The sequence below is a fragment of the Corynebacterium jeikeium genome, from assembly GCF_000738175.1.
In the GTDB taxonomy this organism is placed as follows: Bacteria; Actinomycetota; Actinomycetes; order Mycobacteriales; family Mycobacteriaceae; genus Corynebacterium; species Corynebacterium jeikeium_C.
On sequence record NZ_JFCH01000063.1, the window covers coordinates 1 to 18806 of the forward strand.

General features: G+C 59.0%; 12 protein-coding genes and 1 tRNA gene. 9 read left to right on the forward strand and 4 right to left on the reverse strand.

Annotated features, from left to right (window positions below):
• Nucleotides 1–1185, reverse strand: a protein-coding gene (locus JQ46_RS10660) for an IS3-like element IS3501 family transposase (protein ID WP_155271116.1) whose coding sequence is annotated in 2 segments (ribosomal slippage) — nucleotides 1–909 and nucleotides 909–1185 — 1186 coding nt annotated over the 2 segments. Because the reading frame shifts where the segments join, the coding sequence is not laid out codon by codon here. This gene is flagged as partial in the annotation.
• A 351-nt stretch (nucleotides 1186–1536) separates the two neighbouring features.
• On the opposite strand from JQ46_RS10660, the gene JQ46_RS10670 reads away from it, so the two are divergent.
• On the forward strand, nucleotides 1537–2202 hold the full coding sequence (locus JQ46_RS10670) for a 3'-5' exonuclease (protein WP_237744817.1): 666 nt from the start codon (nucleotides 1537–1539) through the stop codon (nucleotides 2200–2202).
• Between the two features lie 56 nt (nucleotides 2203–2258).
• On the opposite strand, the gene JQ46_RS10675 is transcribed toward JQ46_RS10670, so the two are convergent.
• Nucleotides 2259–5114, reverse strand: a complete 2856-nt coding sequence (locus JQ46_RS10675) for a DNA methyltransferase (protein WP_034988246.1) — start codon at nucleotides 5112–5114, stop codon at nucleotides 2259–2261.
• A gap of 1478 nt (nucleotides 5115–6592) precedes the next feature.
• On the opposite strand from JQ46_RS10675, the gene JQ46_RS10680 reads away from it, so the two are divergent.
• Nucleotides 6593–7684: a M24 family metallopeptidase gene (locus JQ46_RS10680; RefSeq protein ID WP_034988227.1), complete on the forward strand. Its 1092-nt coding sequence runs from the start codon at nucleotides 6593–6595 to the stop codon at nucleotides 7682–7684.
• 21 nt (nucleotides 7685–7705) lie between these two features.
• On the opposite strand, the gene JQ46_RS10685 is transcribed toward JQ46_RS10680, so the two are convergent.
• Nucleotides 7706–9235, reverse strand: coding sequence for a peptide MFS transporter (locus JQ46_RS10685; RefSeq protein WP_034988229.1), 1530 nt, complete (start codon nucleotides 9233–9235; stop codon nucleotides 7706–7708).
• Between the two features lie 239 nt (nucleotides 9236–9474).
• Between JQ46_RS10685 and JQ46_RS11280 the strand changes: the two genes are divergently transcribed.
• Nucleotides 9475–9978, forward strand: coding sequence for a hypothetical protein (locus JQ46_RS11280; protein WP_192817274.1), 504 nt, complete (start codon nucleotides 9475–9477; stop codon nucleotides 9976–9978).
• 60 nt (nucleotides 9979–10038) lie between these two features.
• On the opposite strand, the gene JQ46_RS10690 is transcribed toward JQ46_RS11280, so the two are convergent.
• Nucleotides 10039–10111 (reverse strand) — tRNA-Glu (locus JQ46_RS10690).
• 192 nt (nucleotides 10112–10303) lie between these two features.
• Here JQ46_RS10690 and JQ46_RS10695 point away from each other — a divergent pair.
• The 6 genes from JQ46_RS10695 (at nucleotide 10304) to kdpC (ending at nucleotide 18705) form a co-directional block, all read left to right on the forward strand.
• Entirely contained in the window at nucleotides 10304–11473 is a 1170-nt protein-coding gene (locus tag JQ46_RS10695) for a YihY/virulence factor BrkB family protein (RefSeq protein WP_034988231.1), read from the forward strand.
• A 56-nt stretch (nucleotides 11474–11529) separates the two neighbouring features.
• A complete protein-coding gene (gene malP / locus JQ46_RS10700) occupies nucleotides 11530–13908 on the forward strand; it encodes a maltodextrin phosphorylase MalP (RefSeq protein ID WP_034988233.1) in 2379 nt (792 codons plus the stop codon).
• A 196-nt stretch (nucleotides 13909–14104) separates the two neighbouring features.
• Nucleotides 14105–14197, forward strand: a complete 93-nt coding sequence (kdpF, locus tag JQ46_RS10705; RefSeq protein ID WP_034988238.1) for a K(+)-transporting ATPase subunit F — start codon at nucleotides 14105–14107, stop codon at nucleotides 14195–14197.
• Nucleotides 14194–15846 (forward strand): potassium-transporting ATPase subunit KdpA, encoded by a 1653-nt coding sequence (gene kdpA / locus JQ46_RS10710; protein ID WP_011273767.1) that lies wholly within the window; start codon nucleotides 14194–14196, stop codon nucleotides 15844–15846. The genes kdpF and kdpA overlap by 4 nt, the downstream gene beginning before the upstream one ends.
• Nucleotides 15843–18059 carry a potassium-transporting ATPase subunit KdpB gene (gene kdpB, locus JQ46_RS10715; RefSeq protein WP_034988241.1) on the forward strand — a complete coding sequence of 739 codons (2217 nt, stop codon included), beginning with the start codon at nucleotides 15843–15845 and terminating at the stop codon, nucleotides 18057–18059. Before kdpA ends, kdpB begins: the two co-directional genes overlap by 4 nt.
• 52 nt (nucleotides 18060–18111) lie before the next feature.
• A complete protein-coding gene (gene kdpC / locus JQ46_RS10720) occupies nucleotides 18112–18705 on the forward strand; it encodes a K(+)-transporting ATPase subunit C (protein ID WP_011273769.1) in 594 nt (197 codons plus the stop codon).
• Nucleotides 18706–18806: the final 101 nt, after the last annotated feature.

An 18806-nucleotide genomic window follows, 5' to 3' on the forward strand; every position in this document is an offset into this window, starting at 1 on the left:
CGGTTTCTACTTCTTGTGGGGTGGCGTAGTCCAACGCCTCGTGAAGACGTTTGGTGTTCCACCAGTGCACCCACCGCAGGGTGGCTAGCTCGACTTCTCCTACTGATGTCCACGGGCCTTGAGGATGGATAAGTTCAGCCTTGTAGAGACCGTTAACAGTCTCGGCCAGCGCGTTGTCATAGGAATCTCCGACTGTGCCGACACTTGGCCGGATCTCGGCTTCGGCCAAAGCAGTGGAGTACTTCAGTGACACGTACTGACTTCCCCGGTCACTGTGGTGTATCAGCTGGTCGCCGTGGATTCGACCAGCAGTCGTTAATGCATGTTCCAGTGCCTCCATCGGCAGCGCATCAGTGCGCATCGTAGATCGGGTGGCAACACCGACTATTTTGCGGCTGTAGACGTCAATGACAAACGCGGTGTACGCGAATCCTGACAGGGTGCGAACATAGGTAATGTCGGCAACCCAAAGCCTGCCTGGTGCCTGCGCACGAAAGTTTCGGCGCACAAGATCCGGACGATGATCCGGCATTTTAGGGCTGATCGTGGTCACCGGGGTGCGTCCACGTCGTCGACCAGACACACCTGCAAGTTTCATCAGGCGTGCGGTCTTGTCGCGGCCGATATGAAAGCCCTCACGGTTCATGGCGTGCCACATCTTGCGGATGCCGTAGACCGAAAAGTTTTCCGCATGGACGCGCTGAATCTCTGGGATAAGCAGGCTATCGCTTAAGGCCCTCGCACTCGGGGCGCGGGTGGTGGCTTTACGGTAGCCGCGGGAGGTGATGAATCCACGGTCTGCTTGTCGAAGGACACGGCAGATGGCCTCGACCCCAAATTGCTCCTTGTACTCGTCGATGTAGGAGATCATCTGGTCGTGGGTCGGTCGAGTTCCGCCGCGAAAAAAGCCGAGGCAGTCTTGAGGATTCTGTTGGCTCGTTTCAGCTCGCGGTTTTCCCGGCGTAGCCGTTTGAGCTCTTCTTCCATGGTTTCGCCACCTGTTGGTGCCGTCTGCTCATGGGCGACGCTGTCACGGTACCAGGCGCGTAACGTGTGGTGGGACACGCCAAGAAGCTCCCCGACTTCCTCGTACGCGCGTTGCCGTGAGCAGGACTCCAGACGGACCATCTCTAGGGCTTGATGGACCGCCTTCTCCTTGAATTCGGCGGAATACTTTCTGGGCATAGTGCCAATCCTTCCTTAGCAGAGGTAGGAACTAAACCCAGGACGCTTCACAATCATGTACTGGGTAGCAGCGTTTAACTGCTGCTGGGAAATATCCCGCAAGCTCGGCCCCCGCCGCTGGCCACTCTCAGCGGTTGTAGTGGCGGGGGTCGGGGTGGTGTTTGGGCAGTCCTGCGAAGTGCTCATAACACTAAGGCAGCCACACCCACGCCTACTGCGAAAGGGCAACCACGCTCACTCTGTGGACAAGCCGCACGGCGCTAGTGTGGTTATCCACAGAAATCCATGCTGGCTGCAGGGTTCGATAGCGTTTAGGCCTCCATGTCGGTATGGGCCTCTACTCTTGGAGCCATGGGCTTTTTACAAAACCTTTTTAACCGCTACACCCCGCGCACACCGGGCAGGCCGGTCTTTGCCTTCATCGACACCGAAACCACCGGCTTTAACAAGCGCTATGACCGCATCATTGAACTTGCTGCTGTGCGCGCAGACAGCCATTTCAACCTCGTTGACTCCTGGCACACACTGCTTAATCCTGACGGCAAGGCCATTAAAAACTCCCACATTCACGGGATTACCAACGACATGGTGGCTACTGCTCCCACGTTTAGTGATGTGTATGGGGACTTCACTAGCTACATCGACGGTATGCAGCTATTTGCCCACAACGCACCGTTTGACTCAAAAATGATCATTGCTGAGGTAGACCGCATGACCGGCGTCGACAATGATGAGGACGAGTTCTTCCCGTTCATTGACACCATTGACCTTGCCAAGCAAATTCTCGGCCGTGGCCCCTACAACCTACCGACACTCCTTGACCGTCTAGGACTGGACAATCCGGACGCGCACGCAGCAGTAGCCGATGCGACCGCCACCGTGAATATGCTCCACACCCTGTTCGGGTTCAAACGCGGCGAAATTGGCCGCACGATTTTGCGCCAAGGCCAAGTCTTCCGCGCCACCAACACCTGGCGTAAAAGCCACGCCGCCCCACTACTGCCCCGTAATATTTAGGCCTACTACCAGCACAACCACTGACATAGCCGAGACGGATACGCGGCCATATGCTTTTAGGGCTGCTGCGTGGTGAGCTTTTCGTAGTTGGCAAACAACAGCTCCTGGCGCTGACGGACGGTCGTGAGCTTGCGCGGCGCACCAAACGCCTTATCCACCTCACGGTCAAGCGCGTCATGGGCTTTCACGAGTGCAGGATCCATCGCCAGCGGGCTGTAGTGCTCAGCGAGCGAGCGTTCTGGGTGCAGCGCGCGGGCATCGAGCACCTTCTTGCCCGCTTTAATAATGCGCTGCCGCGTCTTCTCGTCGAGTTCTGGCACAGGGAACGTGTACCACGTCAGTGTTGACCCGAAACGAAGTCGAGATTCCAACCGTCCTCCAATTGTTTTTTGCCACGTAATAAACATGGAGGAAGAAATCAAAGAGAATTGAAGACCTTCAGGATCGGGAAGTTGAAAGTTAGCATTGCTGGAAATCGTCTCCGGCTCAAATCTTTCTACAGGAAAGTACTCCCTAGTCTCGCTTACGTGAATAGGAATGCAGAGGTAATCCACGTCCATTTTCGCTCGTTGCCTAAACAGAGAGGGGAACCTTGCAAACTCTCGGGTGCTCGCGGCTTTGGATTCGGAACGGAATTCTTTGACCGCTGTTGTCCGCTTTTTAAGGATTGAAGATTCTTCAATGTCTTTAGGATTCGCATTTTCCAGCCATAAACACCAGCGTTTGCCGTTATAAAGGAGTTCCCGCGCACCAACAAAAGGAAGGACATACTTCGCAGCAAGAGGGTCTGCCATTACTGATTCATAGTCGTCTTCCTCAATGATGAGATTTCCACCGTCTGTTGGCTTCGAGCCGTAGGAAGTCTTTTCAATAACGAGTGAGAGCGGCTTAGAAGCTTTCTCTACGAGGACGTTTGGCCCATCGACGAGGTAGGCGTTGATTCCTCGCTCAACTGGCATCTCTCTAGGCTCCGCATTAACGCTCGGATATTCCCACAAGCGTGGACGCGGAGAGTGGGACCTGTCAAAGCCAACAATGACGCAATGTACTGCTGCTTTTCCAGGCGCTTCAGAGTCCCAAGCAAACGTGCGATGGGCGAACTTAATCCGCCACCCTTCTGCAAAGATTGGGCCAAACAGACGAGGAACTTGATCACCTTGGGTAATAGAATTGGTGGTCACAAAGGCAAACGATCCTGGGCGATTAGCAAACAGAGTAAGGCTCTTGGCGTGCCACCCAGTGACGAAATCAAGCCGAGAAATCTTCTCGGTCTTTCCAGCCCAGGCACGTTCTAAATCTGCTTGTTGTTCTTCTTCGCGAGCATCGCCTCTAAACGGCGGGTTGCCGAAGATATAGGTTGTACTAGCAGAAGCCGGGAGTATGTCTGCCCAATCAAGCTGCAGAGCGTTGCCGTGGTGAATATGGGCGGTGATCTTAATCGGCAACCGCTCCGGTGGCCTACCTACAGCGTTGGCAAGCTCCTTGTTGGCCTGATGGTCTACAAGGAACATGGCAGTCTCAGCAATCTTGGCAGGCCACCAGTTCAGCTCGAAGCCGTAGAACTGCCCGATAGATAGCTTCTGCTCCCACTCAATATTTAACGACATGTCCGTTTCACCACGGCGCTGGCGGATAGCGACAATTACGTCTGTTTCAATCCGGCGCAACTCCCGATACGCCAGCAGCAGGAAGTTGCCGGAACCGCAGGCTGGGTCACAGAACACCAGCTCAGAAAGGGAGTCGCGGAAGCGCTCCAACGCGGCGACCGACGTCGACGGAGAAGACACTAGCTTGTCTGCTTCCGCTCGAAGCTCGTCTAGGAAAAGCGGACCGATGGTCTTCATAATGTTGGCCTTGGAGGTGTAGTGCTCGCCGTCACTGCGGCGAGCTTCCTTCGATTTCACCAACTGGAACAAAGAACCAAAGACGGAAACGTCAATGGTTGACCAATCGAAGTCACAAGCAGCAAGCAGGGCTTTACGCATCTGGTAGTCGAAGTACTCCGAAGCCAACGGCTCAGCAAATAGGGCACCATTGACATACGGGAACTTCGCCAACGTCGACGGCAAACGCTTAGGCCGCTTTTCCGGGGCGGTATTAAGCACGCTAAATAGCTCATTGAGCTGCGGGCCTAGGGATTCTGGGGTGGTTTCATTGCGTACAAAATCCGCAAACAAATGCGGCGTATCCCAGAGCCCTGCGTCGTCGCCGAAGAGAAGGAAGAGGATTCGGGTGAGGTAGATAGAGGTGCGCATGACGCGCTCGTCTTCTTCCTCCGGCGTGGTGGGGGCGTCATCGCCTACTGCCTCGTCCACGTCGTCGCCGTTCATGGCGCGGAAGAGTTCCACCATTAGCCGAGAGGCTTCCAGGGACGCCTTTTCTTCTTCCCGGTAAGCGGTGGTTTCGTAGTCGGCAAGGAAAGCGAGTTGTTCGACGTGCTCGTCAATCTCAGCTAAAGGGAAAGTAATGTCCCAGTCAGCGCTATCGCCGACATAGGTGCGGTTAAGACGGGTAACCCGCAAGGTCTCGAAGTTGGAGCAGACAACATAGGCCGGCATGTGCGAGTTCGCGATAGTACCGCCCAGCAAATAATCCAAAACTTGGGCATAAGCATCATCGAGCGGAACGCCGAGGGACTTGGCTTCCCCTATGACTTTGCCCGGCATGAACATGTCGATCTTGCCGGTGCGCCCCGTCGAGGCGCGTTTAGCACTTCGTTGGTACAAGTACAGGTCGCGGGCGTTGACGCCAAAGCAGTCGAGCAAGTCGCCCCAGAACTGTTGGTCGTGACTCGACTCGGTCGCGGGACGGTTTTCCGCCTCCCACTGCTTAATTCGGTCAAGCCACCGGAGTTTGAATTCGGTGAGGTTGTGGCGAATGGTAGCGCGGTCAAGAACAGTCGTAGGGCCCATAACCATCAAGCATATAAGCTCACACGCTGCCCGCCTGGCCGTACGGGCGCGTTAAGCCACTTTCCAGCTTGGGAAGGCTGTATATCACCTACGGCATTCACATTCTTATTCTTAGAAAATGCAGCAAACAGGCTGTTTGCCCTTACGATAGGATGGGCGCCAACCCCAAAAGAATAAGAGGCATGTATACGACCATTACCCGCGCCGCGCTCGCAGTTGTTTTTTAGCCTTAATCATCCAGACCACCCACCGCGAACGGTCACAAGACCGCACGTTCTTCGCTGCGCTTGGGGGCAGCATAAGCGCAGCAATGATCCTTGTCCCCTCTTTCCTTTTTGCCCATGCAGGACTCTCACGGGAACTGGCCGCACTGCTCATTTCCTTCGGTCCACTAGCCCTGTGGATTTGCATTTTCGGAGTCCGGCTCAGTGCAAGAAGTAGGTAAAACCACGTGCTGGCGAACATATGCTTTAGCGTATGGCGTAACATACGCTTTTGTATATGTCTCGCCATACGCCTGGACTGACGGGTGCGAATTTTTACCCATACGCCTGCACAAATCATCCAATCCGTACCGGCCGCTCATTGCAATACTCCATACTGCTTTCAATATTCCCCTTTAAAGGGCCGGATTGTTCGACTATTTTTCTCGGCTAGTAAAGAACGGATATAGCCAATAGATTACGGCAGCAGAAGCTAAAGAAACGATGCAAGTGATAGTAATACCTTGCCTCGAGTCAATCCCATCAAACATAATCCCAGCAATCGCCAATACAAACATAAAGGTCATCAAGGAGGTGAAATAACGCGTCATAATAGTCCTTTCAGTTATATTTTATTCTTATCCACTCATTAACACCCTCGTAACTTACGCCCTAGGTGGCTGTCGCACACAAACAACTTTGATCCCCCGGCACATGGACGAATTTAGCGTAGTCATAAGTAGACGGAGAACGCATATTTCCGAAATCTCGTGCTCTGGGTCGACTAACTGACATCGCCACCGGTGCCACCGAGGACGAGCTTATTAAATGGCTCCAAGCCGTGCTGGCTACTCGTCGCAACATCGCCCCACGCCACCATCGAAAGCCTGCTCGGGGCATCCTCCGCCCCGGCTTATGCTCAGGACATGAGGCTATTTGCTGGATTTGTACGTCCAAGTCCGCGCCAACCCCCACCGTGGGGTTGAAGCCTCTGTGATGAGTCACGCTGTAATGGAGCTTCCCCTCGACGACCTACTCCAACATTCCGAGCGCCTGCGTAGTGGTGACGAGTTCCAGCAGGCCGGGATTCACAAAGTTATCGGGTCCAGCTTCCTCGACTGGTCGGCCGAAGGGGTCACCGCCAAGGTGCTGGATAAACCGTCAGAACAATCCGCCCTCGACCAATCTATTAAACAGCGAGTAAGAGCTTTAGGATCTACCTCCCTCCTTCGCACCCCACCGCTCCCCCACACCCCGGGGCGTACCCTGGTGGCCATGAGTGAATTCTTCCCTACCGAAACGTTTAGCAAGCGTCTCTCCACCGTCCGCGACATCGCCGCACAGGCGGGCCTGGACGGCGTGATCGCCACCCCCGGTCCGGACATGGAGTACCTGATCTCGTCGAAGATCAGCACCCACGAGCGGTTCACGGCTCTGGTTCTTACTAAGGACGCCACCCGCATCATCGTTCCCGGCGTGGATGTCGCTGACCTGAAGAAGTCCGTGGCGGGCAAACTCGGAGTGGAGATCATCGGGTGGAACGACGGCGAAGACCCCTACGGCTACATCGCCGAAGGCTCCTATGCCGTCAGCGCTGCCATGACTGCCGACCACCTGCTGGAACTGCAGTCCCGCGGCATCTCCACCGTCAACGCCACCCAGGTGCTCGCCCAGGCGTTCATCCGCAAGGACGACGAAGAGCTTGCCGAGCTCCGCCGCGCAAGTGCCGCCATCGACGAAGTCCACCGCCAGGTCCCGAACCTGCTGCGCGCAGGCGTGACCGAGAATGACGTGGCCAAGGAACTGGAGCGCCTCATCCTCGAAGAGCACGAGGTTGTGGACTTCATCATCGTCGGCTCCGGCCCGCACGGCGCGGACCCGCACCACGATCACTCCGACCGTGTCATCGAGTCCGGCGACGTGGTGGTCGTCGATATCGGCGGCACCCTGGCCAGCGGCTACCACTCGGACTGCACCCGCACCTACGTCGTCGGTGAGCCCACCGACGAGCAGCAGAAGATTTACGACGTGCTGCAGCGCGCCCAGGAGGCCGGGTTGGAGTTCGCCAAGCCCGGTGTGACGGCAGGCGAAGTGGATAGGGTCGTCCGCGACATCATCGAGGAAGCTGGCTACGGCGAGTACTACATCCACCGCACCGGCCACGGCATCGGGCTTTCCTGCCACGAAGAGCCGTACATCATCGCCGGCAACGACTTTGTGATTGAAGAAGGCATGGCCTTCTCCATTGAACCCGGCATCTACATCCCCGGTCAGTGGGGCGCACGCATCGAAGACATTGTGATTGTGGCGTCAGAAAAGGTAGACCCGATCAACACAACACCCCACGAGCTAGTGCGCGTGGGGTGAGAGGGGAAACCTAGTTGGAAGTTAGTGGACGTCCACGAACTTCTTAACGATCCACTTCCGTGCCAGGAAAATGAGCGCGCCGAGGGCAATCATGACCGCGAACATCGCCAGGAAGTAGGTGCGCTCCGCGGAGGCGTCGTCCGGGTTGTAGAAGCCCGCCAGGCTGCCCGAAAGAGCAGTACCCAGGCTGATAGATAGCAGCCACAGGCCGAACATACGGGTGGGGAACGCCTTCGGCGCCAAACGAGTGGCCATGGAGTTACCCACCGGGCTGAGCATCAGCTCACCCATCGTGAACAGGAACAGAATCAGTACCATCACCCACATCGGCGTGGAGTTAGCGCCACCACCGGCGAACGGAATGAACAGCAGCAGCGCCACGCCGATCAGGCCAAGAGCCATGGAGAACTTCACTGCGTAGGAAGGCTGCTTGTCCCCCAGCTTCGTCCACAGCGCGCCGAACACGGCAGCGAACAGGATGATGAATAGCGGGTTGATAGACTGCACCACTCCCGGAGGAATCTCCATGCCGAACAAGTTGCGGTTCAGGCGTTCGTCGGAGTACAGCGCAATCACGGTGAACTGCTGCTGGAACAACGACCAGAACGCCACGGATGCCACGAACATAGGCACAAAACCAACAAGGCGGGAACGTTCAATATCCGTGGTCAGAGGGGAACGGTACATCTGAATCCACAAAACGATGGCGATCACGGCGGCGAGCAGAGCCGCAATGTTGGACAGCTGCGCTACCTTCAGCACGCCCGTGACGAACAGCAGAACGAAAGCAGCCACCGCTACAACAACACCGAGGAAAACCGGGAGGTACTTCTTGTGCGGCAGCGGATTCACAACATCGTGGCCCGCATCGCGGATGGTCTGCTTACGCAAAGCGGTGTACTGGATCAAGCCGATAGCCATCATCACGGCAGCAGCACCGAAGCCCCAGTGGAAGCCCTTCCAACCCCACAGCGCGTTGGTGATCAGCGGGCCGAGCAGGCCACCGATGTTCACACCCATGTAGTAGATAGAGAAGCCGCCGTCACGACGGGGATCGTCGTGCGAATACAGAGAACCGAGGACCACCTGGGAAGTCGTCTTGAGAGCACCGGAGCCAACGGCGATGAACACCAGACCGAGGGTCACACCGACATAGCCCGGCAATAGCGCCAAGCTGATGTGACCGAGCATGACCAGCACCGCGGAGTAGTACAGGGTGCGTTCCGCAGAGAGGATGCGGTCGGCCACCCAGGCGCCCGCCACGCCGGTCAGGTACACCAGGCCACCGTAGGCACCGACGATAGAGAGGGCGGTGGACTTTTCCATCCCCAGACCACCGTCAGCAACGGTGTAGTACAGGTAGTACGCCAGCAGCGCCTGGAGGCCGTAGAAGCTGAAGCGCTCCCACATCTCCACGCCGGAGAGGTTGGCTAGGCCAAAGGGGTGGCCGAAGAAGGTCCGTTCGTTCTGGTGCGCGCTAGAAGAATGCGCGGTTGCTGTGGAGGCTCCGTCTGGTGCGGGAGAATCCTCCGGGTTTGTTTGAGAAGTCATTCGTTAATTCCATCACACCCATCGCGGATTAACGAAGCCATCGGCATAAGTTTTGCAGATTGGTCGCCGTGCCCTTGGCTTAATTCCGATGTCTCATTTGAAGCACGTAATCATCAAACCGGCGCTTTTCAGGGCACGCTTTTGGGATAATCAGGTTCATGAACCTCACTACACACACCTCACGCACCTCCCGCCGGTTCGGCGCTCTTATATTTACTGCGCTGCTCCCCTTTGCTCTAGTGTCGTGCTCAGACGACAGTGACAACGCGCCGGAAACCGTCGCGGAAGATACCACCGCTTCGAGGACTTCCTCGGAATCCAGCGAGCAGGAAAGCCAGGAATCTACCGAACCCACGGGCAACTCAAGCGGAACCAAGAAGAAGCCCAATCCCACTCTCGGTTCCTCGGCGCCTAAGCAGCCTTCCGAAGAAACATCTCCGACAGCATCGAAGCCGCCGCTGCAAGCGAAGGGCAAATGCCACTGGACCAAAGTGGAAAACGCGGTCTCTAAGCCCGGGCGCAACGTTGTCTCTATGTATTGCGACGGTTTCTGGGCCTACGTTGGCACATACCAAACCGATGCCACCTGGATTGAACGCTTCAACGGCAGGGAGTGGGAAGAGGTTGCGCCCGACAGTGAACGCACCTCCGGAATGGGCGGTAGATGCTACACACCGGATTACTTACGCGGATTGGGGGCACCCGAAGGTCTGATCGAGATTGGTGCTACCTGCGAGCTATAGACCGTTAACAAATAGGACGTAAACAAAAAGCACGACTCGAAAGCCGTGCTGAAAAATTTGTACCCCGTACGGGATTTGAACCCGTGTTACCGGCGTGAGAGGCCGGCGTCCTAGGCCGCTAGACGAACGGGGCATTGTTCGTTCGTTGCGTTCGTTGCGAACGAAAGGTAACTCTACACAGTAGTTCCTTTTCCTACCTAATCCGCAGGTGGCGCAGTGTTTCTCGTCGTCTTTTCTCTGTTTGCCGATCGTCTAAAGAAACTATGACGCCACCACGCCGCGGCCTGCCACAAAAACGCCTATCACCAGGTATCTTCAATAGCTGATGAGTGTTGCAGATTCCCCGGACGAGCACCCCGCCGACGAACGCATCGTTCCCACCCTCGGTGGGCAGGTGACCCCGGAGCTTCCTTCCGGGACGTATCACACAGAGGTCGTGCGGGAGCACCGCTGGCTGGATCCCTCCACGTGGAAGGTGATCGCCAAGCGCCTCTACTTTGAGATCTTCTTCAACGCACTATTCGACAAGGGCGCCACGCTGAGCTTCTTCACCCTGCTCACCGGGCTGCCAACCCTGCTGGCCTTCTACGCAATCACCACGCTGGTGCTCGATCAGAACCGCGACCAAGTCACGACCCTCACCGACGAGTTCATCGCGGAGAACATTCCCGATAACTTCCAAAGCAATGCACAGACCGTGGTCAACACGGTCATCGGCTCGACGGAGCAGTCCATCACCATGCTGGTGATCAGCGTGCTGTTCGCCTTGTTCTCTTCTTCCGCATACGTCCGCGCGTTTTCCCGTATGGCAAACGAAATGTACGGGCGGCGCGAAGGCCGCAGCCTCGTCAGAACCTGGGCAGCTATGTGGGGAATCACCGTAGTCTTGGTAATCGGACTGGTCTTCATCGCGGGCGCATACTTCCTGCGCGAAGACATCGCCCGGCCCCTGCTGGACAAGATCGCCGAGCCCCTGAACTGGCAGGGCTTCACTACCTTCGTCCTGGAGCACTTCCTGCCGATCTGGCAGTACGTCCGCTGGCCGGTGATCGTCCTCGTCGCGGTGGTCCTCATCGCCATCCTCTACAACGGCGCCCCCAACGTGCGCTTCGGGCGAATTCGGTGGCTGACAGTCGGTTCCGTGTTTGCACTAATCAGCATCACCATCGTTGGCCTGCTGCTGCAGGTTTACCTGAAGAACTTCGGTGCCGTGGGCCTCTACGGCGCGCTGGGTGGCATCATCGTCGGCCTCACCGGCTTGGTGGTAAGCAACTCCTTGCTACTCCTCGGCGTAAAGCTGGATGCAGAGATAGCCCGCACGCGCGAGCTGCAAGCCGGCATGAACTCCGAGCGCATCATCCAGGTACCACCCCGCTCCTCCGCCGCGGTGGAAGGCTTCAGCCAACTCCACGGTCGCATCGAGGAGCAGGCCGCGCAGCTGCGAAACGAATCGGCGTCAAAAGAACAGTCCAAAGAACAGTCCCAAGAGCACTAGCCCCTGCCCTTTGCCCGACCAGCGAGTTCCCGGCCGGCACCATAGAATCGGTACCTATGAGCCACGAACTGAACTCCACCACCATCGGCGGCCACGTCCGCGCCGCCGCCGGCACCAGCCCCGAGCACGCTTCCACCCGTAAGTTCTGGACGGGACTGTCCCGCAACATCCAAGAGCGGATCGCCGACGATTGGGAACGCACCCGCCAGACCTACAACGCCACCCGCCAGCAGCACTACTTCTCCGCGGAGTTCCTGATGGGCCGCGCGCTTCTGAATAACCTCACCAACCTCGGCCTGGTGGAGGAGGCTCAGGCCGCTGCCCGCGAGCTCGGCCACGAGCTCACCGACGTACTGGAAGTGGAAAACGATGCCGCCCTGGGCAACGGTGGCCTGGGCCGCCTGGCCGCCTGCTTCCTGGATTCCGCCGTCACCCAGGACTACCCCGTCACCGGCTACGGCATCCTCTACCGCTTCGGCCTGTTCCGCCAGTCCTTCGACAACGGCTTCCAGGTGGAGCGTCCGGACCCGTGGCGCGAGGAGGAATACCCCTTCACCATCCGCCGGGCCTCCGACCAGCTGGTCGTGCACTTCGACGACATGAAGGTCCGCGCGATCCCCTACGACATGCCCATCACTGGCTACGGCACCCACAACGTGGGCACCCTGCGCCTGTGGAAATCCGAGCCGTGGGAGGAGTTCGACTACGACGCTTTCAACTCCCAGCACTTCACCGAGGCCATCATCGAGCGCGAGCGCGTCAGCGACATCTGCCGTGTGCTCTACCCGAACGACACAACCTACGAGGGTAAGAAGCTGCGCGTGCGCCAGCAGTACTTCTTCACCTCCGCCTCCCTGCAGGCGATGATCCGCAGCCATCTGGCCCACCACGGGCACCTGAATAACTTCGCGGAATACCACTCCGTGCAGCTGAACGATACCCACCCGGTGCTGGCCATCCCGGAGCTCATGCGCCTGCTCATGGACGAGCACGGCATGGGCTGGGAGGAAGCCTGGGAGATCGTCTCCAACACCTTCGCCTACACCAACCACACTGTCCTCACCGAGGCCCTGGAGCAGTGGGATCAGCAGATCTTCCAGCAGCTGTTCTGGCGCGTCTGGGAGATCATCGCCGAGATCGACCGTCGCTTCCGCATCGAACGCTCGGCGGAGGGCATTGATGGCGTCACCATCCAAAGAATGGCCCCGATCCAACACGGCGTGGTGCACATGGCGTGGATCGCCTGCTACGCCGCGTACTCCGTCAACGGCGTGGCCGCGCTGCACACGGAGATCATCAAGCGCGAAACCCTGGGCGATTGGTATGCGCTGTGGCCGGAGAAGTTCAACAACAAAACCAACGGTGTTACGCCACGCCGCTGGCTGCGGATGATTAACCCTCGCCTGTCTGCGCTGCTGACTCGTCTTTCGGGTGGTGACGCCTGGGTCACCGACCTCGACAACCTCAAGGAACTGCGCAGCTACGCTTCCGACGAGAGCGTCATGCAGGAGCTCCGTGAGATCAAGGCCGCCAACAAGCGCGACTTTGCCGAGTGGATCGCCGAGCGCCAGGGCGTGGTCATCGACCCGGATTCCATCTTCGACGTACAGATCAAGCGCCTGCACGAGTACAAGCGCCAGCTACTGAACGCCCTGTACGTGCTGGACCTGTACTTCCGCATCAAGGAGGACCACGAACGCGACCTGCCGCCGCGGACCGTCATCTTCGGTGCGAAGGCCGCGCCGGGCTACACGCGGGCGAAGGCCATCATCAAGCTAATCAACGCGATCGCGGATCTGGTGAACAACGATCCGGTGGTTTCCCCGCTGCTGAAGGTCGTGTTCGTGGAGAACTACAACGTCTCCCCTGCCGAGCACATCCTGCCGGCCTCCGATGTTTCGGAGCAGATCTCTACCGCGGGCAAGGAGGCATCCGGCACCTCCAACATGAAGTTCATGATGAACGGCGCGCTGACGCTGGGCACCATGGACGGCGCGAACGTGGAGATCGTGGATTCCGTTGGCGAAGAGAACGCCTACATCTTCGGCGCCCGCGAGGAGGAGCTGCCGGAGCTGCGCGCGGACTACAAGCCCTACGAGCTGTACGAATCCGTGCCCGGCCTGAAGCGCGCCCTGGACGCGCTGGATAACGGCACCCTGCACGACGAGTTCACGGGCTGGTTCTACGACCTGAAGCAGTCGCTGATCCACGGCTACGGCGAAGGTGCTTCCGACACCTACTACGTGCTGGGTGACTTCGCGGACTACCGCGAGGTGCGCGACCGCATGGCCACCGACTACGCCACCGACCCGCAGGGCTGGGCGCAAAAGGCGTGGGTGAACATCTGCGAGTCCGGGCGCTTCTCCTCCGACCGCACGATCCGCGACTACGCCACGGAAGTCTGGAAGCTGGAGCCCGCGCCGATTGACGAATAATGCTCGACCTGTACCGGCGCAGGTTGGGGCGTCAAAAGAAGGTGTAAAACAGGGGCGTTAAGAAACCGTAAAGAGTCATTAGCACCGGGCACCACCGGTGTTGTTATATCTACATGCTTTATGACTTTTTAATGGTTGCAGTAACCTGCGCGCTGTTCGGCGCAATGGGAGCCGCCTTGAAGGCGGTGGACAAGCTATGAGCTGGGAACTGATCGTCGGTGGGATCCTTGGGATCCTGGCCATCATCTACCTTTTGGTTGCCCTGTTGAACCCGGAGAGGTTCTCATGAGCGGGGCCATCACAGGGTGGATCCCTGTCATCATGGTCATCATTGCCCTGGCGGCCTGCTACGTGCCGCTGGGCAACTACATGGCCGCCACGTTCACATCCAAGAAGCACAATGCCTTCGAACGTGGCTTCTACCGGCTGATTGGTGTGAATCCTGACGGCCAGCAAAAGTGGACCCGCTACTGCGCGAGCCTGCTGGCCTTTTCCGCCATCAGTGTCGTGTTCGTTTACCTGCTGCAGCGCGTGCAGCAGGCGCTGCCCCTGAACCACGGCAAGGAGCCCGTGCACTGGGACCAGGCGTGGAACACCGCCGTATCCTTCACGACTAACACCAACTGGCAGTCCTACTCCGGTGAGACGGCCATGACCATCCTCACCCAGATGGCGGGTCTTGCGGTACAGAACTTCGTGTCCGCCGCCGTGGGCATCACCGTGGCCATCGCGCTGATTCGTGGCCTGGCCAACCGCATGGGCAATGGCCAGATCGGCAACTTCTGGGTCGACCTGACCCGCGCGGTCTTCCGCGTCCTGCTGCCGATGGCGATCATCGGCGCGATCCTGCTGATCTCCCAGGGCGCGATCCAGAACTTCCACGCTCCAACTACCGTGGACACGATCACGGGTGGCCAGCAGACCATCCCGGGTGGCGCGGTGGCCTCGCAGGAGGTCATCAAGGAGCTGGGCACCAACGGTGGTGGCTATTTCAACGCAAACTCCGCCCACCCGTTTGAGAACCCGAACGCATGGACCAACATGCTGGAGATCTTCCTCATCCTGGTGATTCCGGTAAGCCTGACGCGCACCTTCGGCAAGATGGTGAACGACACGCGCCAGGGTTGGGCCGTTCTGGCGGCCATGGCCGTTCTGTACTTCTCCTCCCTGGCAATCGTGATGTCCAACGAAACCTCCCTGGCTGCGTTCCAGGGCGGTGGCATGGAGGGCAAGGAGTACCGCCTGGGCGTGCTTCCTTCCTCTTTCTTCGCCGTCACCACGACGATGACGTCGACGGGTGCGGTGGACTCTTTCCACTCCAGCTACCATCCGTTGGCAGGCGGCATGCTGATTCTGGACATGATGCTGGGCGAGATCTCCCCTGGTGGTGTGGGCACTGGCCTGTACGGCATGCTCATGATCGCCCTGCTCAGCGTATTCGTCGCGGGCCTGATGGTCGGCCGCACCCCGGAGTACCTCGGCAAGCGCATCGGCGTTTCCGAAATCACGAAGGTCAGCCTGTACATCCTGGTCATGCCGACGTTGGTGCTGGCAGGCGTGGGTATTTCCACCATGCTGTCTTCTACCCGCGACTCGGTTTCTGCCGACGGTCCGCACGGCTTCAGCGACATTGTTTACGCCTACACCTCGGCCTCTAACAACAACGGTTCCGCGTTCGCCGGCTTTGGTGCAGACACCCCGTGGTTCAACATCACCCTGGGTCTGTGCATGTTGCTGGGTCGCTTCCTACCAATCATCTTCGCGCTGGCACTAGCCGGAAGCTTCGCTAAGCAAAAGCCGGCTGCCGAAACCGCCGGCACTCTACCCACCCACCGCCCGCAATTCGTGGGAGTGATGGTCGGTATCGCCATCATCGTTGGCGCCCTGACCTTCCTGCCCACCCTGGTCCTCGGCCCATTGACGGAGGCTTTGTCATGACAATCCTAAATGCTCCTTCCCGCTCCGAAGCGAAGCGTGCGAAGACCCCGGCCAAGCACGACAAGAACAAAAGCGAGGGCGCTTTTTCCGCCGCCCAGTTGAAGAAGGCTCTGCCATTGGCGCTGAAAAAGATGGATCCGCGCCTGCTGTACAAGACACCAGTGATGTTCCTGGTGGAGGTCGGCGCGCTATTCACCTTTGTTTTGGCGATCGCGCATCCTTCCCTTTTCACCTGGTCAATCACCGTGTGGCTGTGGCTGACCGTACTGTTTGCCACCTTGGCCGAATCTGTGGCCGAGGGGCGCGGTAAGGCACAGGCGGACGCCCTGCGTTCCACCCGCACCCAGTCGAATGCTCTAAAGTTCACCGGTTCCGATGCGAATGATCCCCACCTGGCACCGGCGCTGGAGAACTCCGGCGCGGGCATGCAGGAGGTTACCGAGGAGGTCTCCAGCGAGTCCCTTCTTCCGGGCGATATCGTGCTGGTCAGCGCCGGTAACGTGATTCCCGCCGACGGCGACGTCATCATGGGCGCCGCCAGTGTGGACGAATCCGCCGTCACCGGCGAATCCGCGCCCGTCATCCGCGAATCTGGCGGTGACCGCTCCGCCGTCACGGGTGGTACCCGCGTGCTCTCCGATGCAATTGCTATCCGCGTAACCAGCAAGCCGGGCGAGTCCTTTATGGACCGCATGATCGGCCTGGTCGAGGGCGCCGAGCGTAAGAAGACCCCGAACGAGTTGGCCTTGGGCACCCTGCTGATCGTGCTGACGATCATCTTCATGATCGTGGTACTGACTCTGGCCCCGATGGCTGCGTTCAACGGCGCCGAGCAGTCCCCCGTGGTACTGGTCGCCCTGCTTGTCTGCCTGATCCCCACCACCATCGGCGCGCTTCTGTCCGCCATTGGCATCGCGGGCATGGACCGCTTGGTGCAGCACAACGTGCTGGCCATGTCCGGCCGCGCCGTCGAGGCCGCGGGCGACGTAGCCACCCTGCTGCTGGATAAGACGGGCACCATCACCATCGGCGACCGTCAGGCCAGCGAGTTCGTCGCCATGGAGGGCATCAACCAGGAAGAGCTCGTCTACGCCTGCCAGCTATCTTCTTTGGCCGACGAGACCCCGGAAGGCCGTTCCATCGTGCAGCTCGCCGAGAAGCAGTCCGGTCTGACCATCCCGGAAGAGAGCTTCCGCGACGCGGAGTTCATCCCCTTTACCGCGCAGACTCGTATGAGTGGCATCCAGCTGCCCTCCGGCGCCGGAGAACACACGGAATGGTCCGCAAGCCACCAGGCAGCGAACCGCAAGATCGTCAAGGGCGCAGCCTCCGAGGTTGCCAAGCTCGTGACAAACCTCGGCGGAGACGTCCCGCCGTCCATCACCGACGTGGTCAACGACATCTCCAACAGCGGTGGCACCGCACTGGTCGTAGCAGAAATCGCCCTAAACTCCCAGGGCGAGGACCTCACCGGCCGAGTGTTGGGCGTCATCCATCTCAAAGACGTAGTAAAGCCGGGCATGACAGAGCGCTTCGAGCAGCTACGCAAGATGGGCATCCGCACCGTCATGGTCACCGGCGATAACGCCCTGACCGCAAAAGCCATCGCTGCCGAGGCGGGCGTGGATGACGTCCTCGCAGAGGCAACCCCGGAGCAGAAACTGGAGCTGATCCGCAAGGAACAAGCCAAGGGCCGCCTCGTGGCCATGACCGGCGACGGCACCAACGACGCTCCCGCCCTGGCCCAGGCCGACGTGGGCGTGGCGATGAACACCGGCACCACCGCAGCCAAAGAGGCCGGCAACATGGTGGACCTGGATTCCGACCCGACCAAGCTCATCGACGTCGTGGCCATCGGCAAGCAGCTACTGATCACCCGCGGTGCCCTGACCACCTTCAGCATCGCCAATGACATTGCGAAATACTTCGCCATCATTCCCGCGATGTTCGTGGTGGCCTTCCCAGGCCTGTCAGCGCTGAACATCATGCGCCTGCACTCCCCCGAATCCGCGATCCTGTCCGCCGTGATCTTCAACGCGCTGGTCATTATCGCGCTGATCCCGCTGGCGCTGAAGGGCGTGAAGTACCGTGCGGGTTCGGCAGCCTCGCTGCTGTCGCGCAACCTGACCATCTTTGGTTTGGGTGGCGTGATCGTACCGTTCATCGGCATCAAGATCATCGACCTGATTATCTCCGGAGTCTTCGGGCTCTAACCCTCTTGGGCTGGCAACCGCCGGCCCGCTTTGAAAGGAAACACAGAGAACAATGGCACGCGCAACATCTAACAACGGCTTGCGTCTGGCCTCCACCACGGTGCGCATCTTCTTCCTGCTGACGTTGATCCTGGGCATCATCTACCCAGCGTTCATGGTCGGAGTGGGGCGAATCATGCCCGCCAAGGCGGACGGATCGATGATCACCAACGCCGAAGGCCAGGCCGCCGGTTCCTCCCTGATCGCCCAGGAAGTCACGAAACCGGGCTTCTTCTACCCTCGCCCTTCTGCTGCTGGGGATACTGGTTATGACGCCATGTCGTCCTCCGCCACCAACCTGTCCCCCTACAGCAAGGAGTACCAGGAGGCCATTGCCTCCAAGCGCGACGAGGTTGCCCAGCGCGAGGGTGTCTCCCCCGACGAGGTTCCGGTGGACGCGGTGACCTCCTCCGGTTCCGGCTTGGATCCGCACATCTCCACCGCCTATGCGAAGTTGCAGACTCCGCGTGTGGCGAAGGAGCGCAATCTGGACCAGCAGAAAGTGGAGCAGCTGGTATCGGAGGCCACCGAGGGCAACTACACAGGTAGCGCCGACGGTGCGCCGGTGAACGTGGTCAAGCTGAATAAGGCGCTCAGCGAGCTATAGCGCGCTAGGCCCTTTGCGCGGGCACAAACACGTGCCCGCATTTTCCGGGCGCGGACAGCCTGGCGGTGTAAAACAGGCACTAGCGCTCGGACGCGTGGCGT

Bases quoted from the DNA above. Each gene is read 5' to 3' on its own strand.
- kdpB (WP_034988241.1), top strand. From the start codon at position 15,843: ATGACAATCCTAAATGCTCCTTCCCGCTCCGAAGCGAAGCGTGCGAAG.
- kdpA (WP_011273767.1), top strand. From the start codon at position 14,194: ATGAGCGGGGCCATCACAGGGTGGATCCCTGTCATCATGGTCATCATT.
- JQ46_RS10695 (WP_034988231.1), top strand. From the start codon at position 10,304: ATGAGTGTTGCAGATTCCCCGGACGAGCACCCCGCCGACGAACGCATC.
- JQ46_RS10685 (WP_034988229.1), bottom strand. From the start codon at position 9,235: ATGACTTCTCAAACAAACCCGGAGGATTCTCCCGCACCAGACGGAGCC.
- kdpF (WP_034988238.1), top strand. From the start codon at position 14,105: ATGAGCTGGGAACTGATCGTCGGTGGGATCCTTGGGATCCTGGCCATC.
- JQ46_RS10680 (WP_034988227.1), top strand. From the start codon at position 6,593: ATGAGTGAATTCTTCCCTACCGAAACGTTTAGCAAGCGTCTCTCCACC.
- kdpC (WP_011273769.1), top strand. From the start codon at position 18,112: ATGGCACGCGCAACATCTAACAACGGCTTGCGTCTGGCCTCCACCACG.
- JQ46_RS10675 (WP_034988246.1), bottom strand. From the start codon at position 5,114: ATGGGCCCTACGACTGTTCTTGACCGCGCTACCATTCGCCACAACCTC.
- JQ46_RS10670 (WP_237744817.1), top strand. From the start codon at position 1,537: ATGGGCTTTTTACAAAACCTTTTTAACCGCTACACCCCGCGCACACCG.
- malP (WP_034988233.1), top strand. From the start codon at position 11,530: ATGAGCCACGAACTGAACTCCACCACCATCGGCGGCCACGTCCGCGCC.